8 protein-coding genes and 1 other RNA gene are annotated in these 12,348 nt (G+C 41.6%); all 9 read left to right on the top strand.

The window, feature by feature from the left end:
• The first annotated feature begins 134 nt into the window (after positions 1 to 134).
• The 9 genes from CQS04_RS02355 (at position 135) to CQS04_RS02315 (ending at position 12,304) form a co-directional block, all read left to right on the top strand.
• Complete coding sequence (locus CQS04_RS02355; protein WP_100352597.1) at positions 135 to 497, top strand: YppE family protein; 363 nt, start codon at positions 135 to 137, stop codon at positions 495 to 497.
• Positions 490 to 2,760 (top strand): DEAD/DEAH box helicase, encoded by a 2,271-nt coding sequence (locus tag CQS04_RS02350; RefSeq protein WP_100352596.1) that lies wholly within the window; start codon positions 490 to 492, stop codon positions 2,758 to 2,760. Before CQS04_RS02355 ends, CQS04_RS02350 begins: the two co-directional genes overlap by 8 nt.
• Positions 2,750 to 4,015: a ribonuclease H-like domain-containing protein gene (locus CQS04_RS02345; RefSeq protein ID WP_100352595.1), complete on the top strand. Its 1,266-nt coding sequence runs from the start codon at positions 2,750 to 2,752 to the stop codon at positions 4,013 to 4,015. The genes CQS04_RS02350 and CQS04_RS02345 overlap by 11 nt, the downstream gene beginning before the upstream one ends.
• 66 nt (positions 4,016 to 4,081) lie before the next feature.
• Positions 4,082 to 4,369 (top strand): cell division regulator GpsB, encoded by a 288-nt coding sequence (gpsB, locus tag CQS04_RS02340; RefSeq protein WP_100352594.1) that lies wholly within the window; start codon positions 4,082 to 4,084, stop codon positions 4,367 to 4,369.
• A 49-nt stretch (positions 4,370 to 4,418) separates the two neighbouring features.
• An RNA gene (rnpB, locus tag CQS04_RS02335) (RNase P RNA component class B) lies at positions 4,419 to 4,797 on the top strand.
• Positions 4,798 to 4,887: 90 nt separating this feature from the next.
• Positions 4,888 to 6,012 (top strand): THUMP domain-containing class I SAM-dependent RNA methyltransferase, encoded by a 1,125-nt coding sequence (locus tag CQS04_RS02330; protein ID WP_100352593.1) that lies wholly within the window; start codon positions 4,888 to 4,890, stop codon positions 6,010 to 6,012.
• Between the two features lie 23 nt (positions 6,013 to 6,035).
• Positions 6,036 to 7,925 carry an ATP-dependent DNA helicase gene (locus CQS04_RS02325; protein ID WP_100352592.1) on the top strand — a complete coding sequence of 630 codons (1,890 nt, stop codon included), beginning with the start codon at positions 6,036 to 6,038 and terminating at the stop codon, positions 7,923 to 7,925.
• 22 nt (positions 7,926 to 7,947) lie between these two features.
• Positions 7,948 to 11,514, top strand: coding sequence for a dynamin family protein (locus tag CQS04_RS02320; RefSeq protein ID WP_100352591.1), 3,567 nt, complete (start codon positions 7,948 to 7,950; stop codon positions 11,512 to 11,514).
• Complete coding sequence (locus tag CQS04_RS02315; protein ID WP_100352590.1) at positions 11,501 to 12,304, top strand: sulfurtransferase; 804 nt, start codon at positions 11,501 to 11,503, stop codon at positions 12,302 to 12,304. The genes CQS04_RS02320 and CQS04_RS02315 overlap by 14 nt, the downstream gene beginning before the upstream one ends.
• Positions 12,305 to 12,348: the final 44 nt, after the last annotated feature.

Here is a 12,348-nt window from a genome sequence, read left to right as displayed (position 1 = left end):
TGTGCCTTAGTGTAGCACACAGATTAGACGCCTGACACGTGCCGAATGTTGCATTCGAATGTTTGTTCGTAAAACTAGAGGAACTGAAATACATTTGATATGATAAGAAGATAGACGTTAGAGGAAGTGAACGAATGGAGCTCTTAGAAACTACTAGTTTTTTATTGAATGAAGCAGAGCGGTGCATAAGCCGTTTTGAAAAAATGCGAGAACAAGATCGCAGCCCAGATTTTTTTAACGAAGTGAAACCGCATGTGAACGAAGTAGATAGCATCCTGGATGAATGGGTAAAAGATTCTGAGCACTATATAAAAATGAACCGACCAAAATACTTACACCCTTCTCAGATTCATGCAGCTCAGGAAGGGATGAAACAGTTTGTTGTACAATCATTTTATAAAGAAACATCAAAAAAGCGATTTTATCAGAGTGTCCATGCAGTACTTTATACATTAAAGACTATGCAATCGGAACTGGAGGGTACAGTAGATGAGTGAGATCTCAAAACTTCTCGACGAATGGGTGAAGGACCCTCAGAAGCGACAGCAGATTCAATCTATTCATACTATAGAACCCCGCGAAGCTAAAACAGTACCCTTCCCATCGGATCTGGATCCAAGTTTAGTTTCCGCTCTAAAGCGAAAAGGAATTCAGGAACTCTATACGCACCAAGCAAGTGCTTATGACAATGCTCGAAAAGGTCAATCGTTCACAGCTATTACTCCAACAGCTTCGGGTAAGTCTCTTTGTTATCACCTACCAGTTCTACAAAGCATCATTGAAGACCCAAAGAGCAGAGCCATCTATTTGTTTCCAACAAAAGCTCTTGCACAAGACCAAAAGACAGATGTGAATGAATTGATTGAAGCGACAGGTAAGCAAATTAATAGTTTCACTTATGATGGAGATACGGAGCCAGGAATACGCCGTAAAGTGCGGACCAACGGCAATATCATTTTGACGAATCCAGACATGCTGCATTCGGGTATATTGCCACATCATACGAAATGGGTCTCGATGTTTGAGAACTTAAAATTTATTGTAATCGATGAAATGCACACTTATAAGGGCGTGTTTGGTTCTCATGTTGCCCATGTCATCAGAAGATTGAAGCGTATTTGTGCATTTTATGGAAGTCATCCTGTAATTATCTGCACATCAGCAACTATCCAAAATCCTAAAGAACTTGCAGATACATTGACGCATGAAAATCATGTAGTGCTTACAAATAACGGAGCCCCTTCTGGAACAAAATATTTTTTATTTTACAATCCTCCTATTGTGCATCCGACGTATAATGTTCGTCGAAGCGCTATTCTTGAAGTTCGAGATCTAGCAGAAGAATTATATAAAAAGAGGTTACAGACCATTATTTTCGCTAAGAGTAGGGTCCGAGTAGAGATGCTAGTAACCTATTTAAAAGCGCTCGTAAGTAAAAAGCTAAATGACCGGTCTATTCAAGGATACCGCGGAGGTTATTTACCTTCAGAAAGACGAGACATTGAAAAAGGGCTTCGAAACGGAGATATACGAACAGTAGTCAGTACAAACGCTCTTGAACTTGGTGTGGATATCGGTCAGTTACAAGTCTGCATTATGACAGGTTACCCAGGAAATATCGCAAGTGCTTGGCAGCAAGCCGGCAGAGCGGGTAGACGACAAGGGGAATCACTAGTTATATATGTTGCTCAATCAACTGCACTCGATCAGTATGTGGTAGACCATCCAAACTATTTACTTGGGCAGTCACCTGAAGAAGTGCGGATCTTCCCTGAAAACATGTTGATCTTGATGGACCATCTGAAATGTGCGGCCTTTGAACTGCCATTTGACAAACAAGAAGACTATGCAGAGTATTACGTGCAATCGTTACTTGAGCATTTAAAGGACGAGAATGTATTACTAGAGACGGGAGACAAGTGGCACTGGATGGCGGAAAGCTTCCCAGCCAGCAACATTTCACTTCGTTCTGCTTCTCAAGACAATGTCATCATCATCGACCAATCCATTCCGACCCAAACAAGAGTTATTGGTGAGATGGATCTGTTCAGTGCCATGACGTTACTCCATGAAGAAGCCATTTATCTGCATCAAGGGACACAATTCCAAGTGGAACTTCTCGACTGGGATGAAAAGAAAGCCTATGTGACAGAAGTCGATGTCGATTACTTTACGGATGCCAACATAGCTGTAGAGATGAAGGTATTATCTAAAGACAAACAACTGACAAAGAAACAAGTTGAGATGACCTTTGGGGATATCATCGTTCTAGCTCACCCAACCATCTTTAAAAAAATTAAATTTGATACTCATGACAATATCGGCTCGGGAACTATAGACCTTCCGCCGCTGGAGCTCCATACAAGTGCAACTTGGATCACATTTGATAAACCTGCACATGGAGCCATGCACTTGTTTGCAGATGCAATGGTTGGAGCTGCATACGCGTTACACTCGTTCATTCCACTTTTCCTAGATTGTGATCGTAAAGACGTGCATGTTGTTCCCCAAATGAAGTCTATATTAGATGAACAACCTACGTTCTTCATCTACGATAGTTATCCTGGTGGAATTGGTCTATCTGAACGAATGATGGATCGTTTTGATGAATTGGTGGAAGAGACCCATTCACAAGTCACGGCTTGTCCTTGCCTCGACGGATGCCCAGCATGTATCGGTGCCCAAGAAGCAAATGTTGGACTGAAAGAAGAAGTTCTATTACTACTAAATCATCTGGTGCGTGAAGCTGATGTCTTATGAGAAGAAATTAATGGCTATGAAAGGGTTACTGAAAAAGCAACCGGAACAGATTAAAGAAGCCCAAGCTGTTGATCAGAAGAAACTTCTACCGAACCAGTGGGAATCGTCCGGTTATGAGCGTGTGGAGACACCTGAAGGTCTTTACTTTAAAGTGACGACTCATTATCCACTTGATTTTGAACATGGACTTGTCAAATTTAGCGAGTTAGACAAATTGCTCCTGCAAGCTAAAGAGAAATTTCCTGGCCATCCACTGGTTCCGCATGATGACAAGAGAGTGTTATTTTATGATACAGAGACGACAGGTCTGAAAGGCGTTGGCGTGCATATTTTCTTAAATGGGATTATTCAGCGCTTCCCGACTCATTTTCAGTTAGATCAGTATCTCCTTGCGTCTCCTGAGTTTGAGGTGCCTTTCTTAAAAGCGTTGCCATTTCAATTAGCCGATACCATCGTAACTTATAATGGGAAGAGCTTCGATATTCCGCAGCTTGAAGTGCGCTGGACGATGAATCGGAAGGAGCTACCTCCATTTCCTACATTATTTCAAGTGGATTTATTTCATGGAAGTAAACGCTTGTGGAAAGGGTTGCAGGAGCGTTATAAATTGCAAGATATGGAACGCGAACAATTGGCATTTGTTCGTGAAGAAGATATGCCGGGGCATTTAGCGCCTATTATTTATATGGATGCCTTGAGATCCAATACAACTGAAAATTTAGACAGGGTCCTGGAACACAATAAGTGGGACTTGCTATCACTTGTAGCACTTTACATTCGATCGCTCCAGCACTTACTCGATCAGTCTGAACAGAGTAACTCGGCTATCGAGATAAATTTGGCCAAGTGGTTGAAGGATATCAAACTGTTGCCGCATAGTAAGGAACTCTATGAAAAAGTAACGGAGCGCTACGAAAGACAAGATATTCCTCATGCCTACTATTACTTATCGCTGTTGAAGAAGCGCGAGAAAGAGTATGAAGAAAGTTTTGAGCTAATGAAGATTGCATCAGATGAACTACAAGGCATAGAAAGGCTAGATGCCCTTCTCTATTGCGCAAAGATTTTAGAGCATCAATTGAAAGACTTCAATTTGGCTACGAATTACGTGCTCCAAGCTAAAGCCCAGCTGCTTACTTTAACAGCTGTTCTCACAAGAGAAAAGCTGGCCGACTATTTGCTTGACCTAAAGAAACGAGATGCCCGTATTTCTCGGAAAATCATTTCCCGGGAAAGCGCAGATTTCGACAAATAGATAGGTGCACCTTTCCATCCTATGCTATAATGAAGCCAATCACCAATGGATGGAAGGAAGATGGGTATGGCGATTCAATTTACAACTTCTGATATTTTAGAAAAACAATTTAAAACTACGATGCGTGGCTATAGCCAAGAAGAAGTCGACGCATTTTTAGATGAGATCATTAAAGATTACGAGCAATTTGATAAACGTATCCAAGAATTAGAACGAGAAAATCGCGATCTTCGCACTCAAGTGGAAGAGGCACCTCGTTCAGCACCAGCACCACAGACATCAACTAACTTTGATATTTTAAAACGTCTATCAAATCTTGAGAAGCATGTTTTTGGAGCCAAACTTTACGAATAATCTGTGCTTGTATTCACAAGGTAAATAACGTATACTCGATTGTGGCCTTCTATTCAGGCAATCGCTGCACACTTTGATGTGTAGAGGAAAGTCCATGCTCACACAGCTCTGAGACGACTGTAGTGTTCGTGCCTCGTGAAGTCATAAACGAGGGCAGCTGCCAGGCTGACGGCAGAGAAATCACCTAAGTCTTTGGATACGGTGTAGTACTCTTGAAAGTGCCACAGTGACGAAGTCTTATTCGGAAACGGTAAGAGTGGAACGCGGTAAACCCCACGAGTGAGAAACCCAAATTATGGTAGGGGCATTTCCATGAAGGAACTGAACGGATTGGAAGACGGAGATTCCGTAGATAGATGATTGCCGCCCAGTATGTACGAGGGGCTTCCCCGCTTGAGTACATGGGAGACAAAACATGGCTTACCGAATAGAAGGTTTATGATGAACTTTACAGCTCTCCTTTGTGGAGAGTTTTTTCTCTTTATATACCCAAACTATAGCAAGGAGTTGAAGACGATATGAAGTATAAATTACTAGCAACTGCGGCCATGGGCCTTGAAGGAATCGTCGCAGATGAACTGAAGGACCTTGGTTTTGAGACGACTACAGACAACGGAAAAGTATTCTTTACAGGAGACGAAGAAGCGATTGCTCGTGCTAATGTCTGGTTACGAGTCGCAGACCGTGTCAAGTTAGTCGTGGGAGAGTTTCCGGCCCGCACATTTGATCAATTGTTTGAGGGGACAAAAGCACTTCCTTGGGAAACTTACTTACCAGTAGATGCGAACTTCCCAGTTAGCGGTAAGAGTGTCAAGTCAACACTTTATAGTGTGCCGGACTGCCAAAGTATCGTGAAAAAGGCAATCGTCGAACGACTAAAGTCTGCTTATAAACGAATGAGTTATTTTGATGAATCAGGTGCACGCTATAAAGTAGAAGTCAGTATTTTGAAAGACAAGGTGTTATTGACACTTGATACGAGTGGAGCAGGGTTGCATAAACGCGGCTATCGCACGACGCAAGGAGATGCACCTTTAAAAGAGACACTGGCTGCAGCACTTGTGAAGGTTTCGAAGTGGAGTCCGCACCGTCCGTTTGTAGATCCATTCTGTGGTTCTGGCACTCTATGTATCGAAGCAGCGATGATAGGTCAAAATATCGCACCTGGCTACAATCGTGAATTTGATGCGGAGAATTGGAAATTTATCAAACCAGCTGTATGGGATAAGGTTCGTGAAGAAGCGGACGCTCAAGCAGATTATGATCAAGAATTAACCATCCTTGGAACTGATATCGATCATCGCATGATTGAAATTGCCAAGTCCAATGCACTTGAAGCAGGCTTTGCAGATATTATTGAATTTAAACAGATGCAAGCAACTGATTTCACGACGCGACTCGAGAATGGAGTGATTGTCAGTAACCCACCTTATGGCGAGCGTATCGGAGAAATCGAGGAAATTGAGAAAACCATTTCTCAATTTGGTTACGTCATGGAAAAATACCCGTCTTGGTCTGTTTACTTACTTTCTTCAATGGAAAATTTAGAGACGGTCTACGGTAAAAAAGCGACGAAAAAGCGCAAATTGTTCAATGGATTCATCCGCACGGATTACTACCAGTTCTGGGGTAAACGTGTCTAGAATATATGGAAAAGAGTGGAGCTATGCGTAAAAATATCCCCTTTGAATTGTCAAAAGATCAGTCATTTTATCAATCCTTGTCCAATTGGTTAGGGGATATCTTTTATGAGACGTTACCTGACCATGGATATGAAATACGAGACGAACAAGTCTACATGGCGTTTCAAATCGAAAAAGCACTCCAACAGAAATCAGTCCTTTTTGCAGAAGCGGGAGTAGGAACTGGTAAAACAATGGCCTATCTACTTCCTTCGATAGCTTATGCCCGCTATACTGGAAAACCAGTCATCGTAGCATGTTCCGATGAAGCTTTGATTGAGCAGTTAATCAAGCCAGAGGGCGATATCGCTCGTCTTTCTGAGCTATTGAATCTCGCTATTGATGTTCGTCTAGCAAAATCAAGAGAAGAGTATCTTTGTTTGCAGCGCCTAGATGAACAGCGCAGGGGGTTTGATGTACCTGAGTTTGTCGATGAAATCGATGATCGTCTTCCGGAGTTTGTTTTTGCTGGAACCTCTTTGCAAAAAGTATACCCTTATGGTGACCGAAAAGAGTTCAGTTTCTTAACAGATGAAGAGTGGAAACTTGTCAATTATCACCCTGTACAGCAGTGTTCGATTTGTGAGGTGAAAAATCAATGTGGCCAAACCATCTCAAGGCAGTTCTATCGTCAAGCTACAGATCTAGTCATCTGCTCCCATGAATTTTTAATGGAACACTTATGGACGGCAGAGTCTCGAAAACGCCAAGAGCAGCTTCCTCTGTTACCAGAAGCGTCTGCTATCGTACTGGATGAAGGTCATTTGGTTGAGTTTGCAGCACAAGAAGCGTTTACACTAAAAGTACAAAGTGAATCGCTACTAGATTTACTTGAAAAGGCACGTGTAGAAGGGTTACGACCTAAGACACTCCACTACTTAGATGTTCTAGAGGAAGCGCATCTCGCATTTTTTGAGCTCCTTCGGAATTCAATAGAAAATCCAGCTCTTGAAAAAATGACGATTCGTCGTTCCCCTGAACTTGTTGGGAAAAGTGCGTTTCTAATTAAAACGGTAGAAGGGTTGTTAGAAGAGTTCGTATTTGAAGGCGAAATGTACTCTATTGAGTCGTATGATATGAAACTTATGGAAGAATATCTAGAGGACTATTTGCAAGCTTTCCAACTGTTCACAGAAGAAAACGAGGCCATTCACTGGGTAGAAGAAGTAGATGGCATTGAAACACTTGCGATTATGCCTGAACTTGTTGATGAGCAATTGGCTGAAAAATTATTTAACGGATCATTACCAATTATTTTCTCTAGTGCGACACTTAGTGTCGACCAAACGTTTGATTATTTAGCAGGTAGTCTAGGAATTGCAGAATATGAATCTTTGCAAGTTCCGTCACCTTTTGATTATGAAGAAGTGATGACTATTCAACTGTCAAAGCCGTTTGATAAAAATGACAAAGTAATGGAACTGCTCAATGAACCACAACCGACTTTAGTTCTTTTCTCAACGATAGAATCGTTTGAACAGTTCAAATTTATGTATGGTCATGAGGATATCCTTTTCGAGGGCGATCAAGAGATGAGCACGTTGATTGAGCAGTATAAAGAAAATCCTAAAGTCTTAGCTTCCTATTCCTTATGGGAAGGATTAGATTTACCTTTAGATCTGTTAACTCGAGTCATAATTTATGATTTACCATTCCCTCCGAATGATCCTATTTTTAATGCAAAGCGGGATATGTCGTTCCATGCATTTGAAGAAGTCGATCTTCCGTTCATGAAAATGCGAATGAAACAGGGAGTTGGGCGTCTCATTCGGACTGAACAAGATCATGGCACTATAGAGCTTTTGTTGTCGGAACAAGAATACGAGTTTATGAAGGAACTTGAAAAAGAACTACCTGTAATGCCAAATTATTAGACTGCAAAAGGGGTCCCGTTTCATGAATGAGTTAAGAAAGCATATTTATCGACGTACCGCTCTTTTAGGAGTTCTTGCAGAACAGCAAGGGAACTCCTCAACAGCAGAAAAAGCAAAAAAGTTTGGACAAAAACTGTTTTCTGAGCAATTGACTATAGCGTTTGCCGGGCATTTTTCTGCAGGAAAATCGAGTATGATCAATGCGCTAACAGGAGAGAATTTGTTAGCTACGAGTCCGATTCCGACTTCGGCGAACATTGTCACTATTCAAAGAGCAGAGGATTGGAAAGCCTATGTTCATTTTATGAATGGAGATTTAGCAATTGCTGAAGAGGAGCTGGCTGTAGCTAACTTAAAGCGTATGGCAAAAGACGGCCAATCGGTTCGCAAAATCGAGTTGTTCCATCCAGAAACGTCGCTACCAAAAGACGTTGTATTAATGGATACACCTGGAGTAGATTCAACGGATGACGCTCACCGCCTTTCCACTGAATCGGAACTGCATCTTGCAGACCTAGTCTTTTACGTAATGGATTACAACCATGTCCAGTCGGAGCTGAACTTTACATTCACCAAAGATCTAATGCGGACAAACCCAAATGTTTATTTAATTGTTAATCAAATGGATAAGCATAGAGAACAAGAACTTTCTATTGAAGCGTACAAACAGTCTGTTGAGACCTCTTTTGAGAGTTGGGGAGTCCTTCCGAAAGGAATTTTCTTCACTTCTCTTAGACAGCCAGACATGTACCCAGTGGATTCAGTAAAGAGTGTAATAGATAGTGCTCTTCAGCAAAAAGAGACCGTTCTAGAAGAAAGTGCACAGGGGACATTAGTGAAACTGATTCAAGAACACGAGGCTTTTTTACAAGAACAGCAAGAGGAAGTAGAAGCCTCTTACGAAGAGCTGTTCTCGCAAGAAGAATGGCAGGATAAAGGTGCGACAAAAAAAGAAATCCTACAAGCAGTTCAGTCGTTTGAGCTTCTCGACTTGAAGAAATGGAAAGATGACCTACAGCAACAAGTCCAACAAGTCATGTCAAATGCGTATGTGATGACACCTGAAGTGCGAGAGGCTGTACGTTCGTTTGCTGAAGCAAGTGATCCAGGATTTAAGATGGGGTTTTTCAGTTCTAAGAAAAAAATTGAGGAAGAGCGTATAGCGCGACAAACAAAAGCACTTTCACAACTTCAACACGTCTACAACCAAACGACTGCCCCTCATATTGAAGGGCTTGTTGTTAAGTATGCACAAATCATTCAGGTACCTACAGATGCGTACACTCCTTATACACTAGAAGCTTCTATTATTGTAGATGAATTCAAACCTGGTACTAGTTCTACGGGGGATGGACTGCTACAGTTTTCAAGCCGTATTGAACAAGCACTTAAAAAGAAAGTGGTGCAACATGTCCTAGATTGGGCAGAAGAAATGACTGAGGAATCGGATGGCAAACAAGTACTGTCAGAAGATGATCAGTTTAAGAAACAACAACTAGTCAGAAAACAGCGTGCTTTGGAAGAATGGGAAGCAACTGAACAGAAAAAACAAGATTTTTCTTTACAGATCAAGTCTCCAAATGAAGCATTCCAAAAGCAGCGTGCAAATCGAGTAGAAATGTGGGAGGAGCAATACAAGGGGTTTTACTCTTCTGCTTCTCCTCTGACACTCTCGGAAACAAAAACAGAAGTTGAAAAAGAGATTCGGTTGGAGCAAACGGCATCTACTAATCAGTTAAAAGAACAACAGGTTTTGTCTAAAGCGGATCGGCTGCTAAATTTATTATCCGATATTCCAAATTTCAAAGAAGCCATTCGTGAGATGAAACAAAAGCGAGACCGTATTAACAACCGCTCCTTTACCATTGCACTTTTTGGTGCATTCTCTGCTGGAAAATCAAGCTTTTCGAATGCCTTACTCGGAGATGCGGTATTACCGGTTTCACCAAATCCAACAACAGCTTCTATCAATAAAATCTCCCCGGTTTCAACTGAAAAACCACATCGCAACGCAGATGTGCAATTTAAAACAGTAGAGAATTTACTTGCGGAATTAAAAGGAATGATTGCACCGCATGGTAAAGAGATTCAAACACTAGATGAACTCTATAGTAGAGCGCAAGAATTTCTTCACAAGCCATTAGATGAGACTAAGAAATCATTTATTCGTGCCTTTGTTTCAGGGTATCTAGAACAAAAAAATCACCTTGGTACAGTCCGATTAGTCGAGCATCAAGCATTTACAGAATATGTAGCTGTCGAGTCAAAAAGTTGTTTTGTTGAGACCATCACATACTACTATGATTGTGAGCTGACTCGAGCAGGTGTGACTCTTGTAGATACACCGGGTGCTGATTCTATCAATGCTCGTCATACAGGTGTCGCATTTGATTATATTCGTAATGCGGACGCTGTTTTGTTTATCACATACTTTAATCATGCTTTTGCGAAAGCAGATAGAGAATTCTTGATTCAACTTGGACGAGTCAAAGATTCTTTCGAGATGGATAAAATGTTCTTTATCGTCAATGCAATCGATCTCGCTAACACGGAAGAAGAAAAGCAAGATGTCCTGGATTATGTGGAACAAGAATTGACACAGTTCGGAATTCGCTTCCCACGTTTGTACGGAGTATCAAGTCTACAAGCACTCGAAGAAAAACAATCGAACACATCAGGGGCAAGTGGTATGTCTGAATTTGAAGTGGCCTTCCAACATTTCTTGAAAGAAGAGCTGCTTGAAGTGATTTTGCAATACATCGATGAGCAAACAAACGAGTTGACCAATCAATTCTACATGCTGATTGACTCAACAGAAGAAAATATGAAACGAAAACCACAACGTCTAGCTGAATTGTCTGAAGTAGAGCAACAACTCCGTGCGAGGTACAAGCGACCTGTTTCAGAGACAAAACGCAACGCACTGCTTAATGAAGTCGAGACACTTATTTATTACTTGCAACAACGTTTGTTCTATAGATATCCCGATTTCTTTAAAGAAGCATTCAATCCTTCTCGTTTCTCGAAGCAGGATATCAAGTCAGCATTTGAAGATTCTCTTCAAGAAGTAGTGGAAAGTCTGGAATTTGATACAGCTCAAGAGCTACGCGTCACAAACCTTCGTTTGCAACAAGCTACTGAAAAAGCGATTCGTGAGTTCGAGAAGCAAGAAAGAGCGTATCTTGCGGAACAACCAGCAGCTTTTTCTGTGTCACCGATGGAACTTAAAGCTCCTAAGTTATTGGAGTTTGATAAACCAGAGCTTCCAATTCAGAGTTACGAACCGCTTCGAAAATATGTAAAAAATGTAAAGCGGTTCTTTGAGAAAAATGAAAAGGCAATTTTACAGACTGAACTTGAATCAAAACTCAAAGTGGATGTTGCGCAACATTTAGATCAGCAAACCAAGCGATTGCGGAACTGGACGGAGCAGCAATTCAATGACAAAATGGAGACGAGTATGCAGCGTTTCCTACAAGCTAGTCTAAATACGATTGCTGCAGAACGAGAACTGTTAGAACAGCAAGCGACACTTGAGGCATGGAAGAAAATACGGATTCAATTGGAGGAGACCAATGATCATCACTAAAGATGTGCATGAACTTCCGAAGAGAAATACCCGTTTTATTGACACACGCTTTGATTTGCAAAATCCGAAGTGGGGAGAATACGAGTTCCAGCAAGAACACATTGCTGGAGCTGTGTATTGGCATTTGGAGGAGCATCTGTCTGATATGTCAAAAGTAGAAGGCAGACATCCTGCCCCATCTGAAGAACAGATGACTCGCTTGATCCAAACATCTGGGTTGCAGTATGACGACCAAGTAATTCTTTACGATCAAGGGAACGCACCTTTTGCAGCTCGTGCAGCCCTATTACTGTTATGGGCTGGCTTTCCTCATGTCTCTATAGCACGTGAAGGGTATAGCCGTTTAAAAGAGGTGTATCCTTTAGAAGGTGGCACGCCTTGGTATCCAAAAACCGATCAGCAGCTCACTTTCAATAAGGAGTTGTTGGTTACTGAACAAGATGTGAAAAACCATCTCGCAACTGGTGGAGCTGTCCTCGATGCTCGTTCATCAGAGCGTTTCAAGGGCAATGTGGAACCGATCGATCCAATTGCGGGGCATATTCCGGGGGCTCAAAATCTCGATTGGGAGTCGTTAAAAACAGAGCATGGTTTAATGAAATCGAGTGAAACAACCGGTCTTTTTCAACAGTTTTCTAAAGAAGAACCGGTCATCACCTATTGCGGAAGTGGCGTCACTGCATCTCCACTGACCATTGCTTTACTAGAAGCGGGTTTTGAAAACGTGCACCTTTATGCAGGTAGTTATAGTGACTGGATTCGCAACAATGCAGTAGAGACAAGTAAATAAACTTGTCACTCATACATTCCTATAGTATAATGGAAAAATTGTTA

This window comes from Chryseomicrobium excrementi (genome assembly GCF_002798305.1).
In the GTDB taxonomy this organism is placed as follows: domain Bacteria; phylum Bacillota; class Bacilli; order Bacillales_A; family Planococcaceae; genus Chryseomicrobium; species Chryseomicrobium excrementi.
This window is presented reverse-complemented; position numbering and strand designations above follow the sequence as displayed.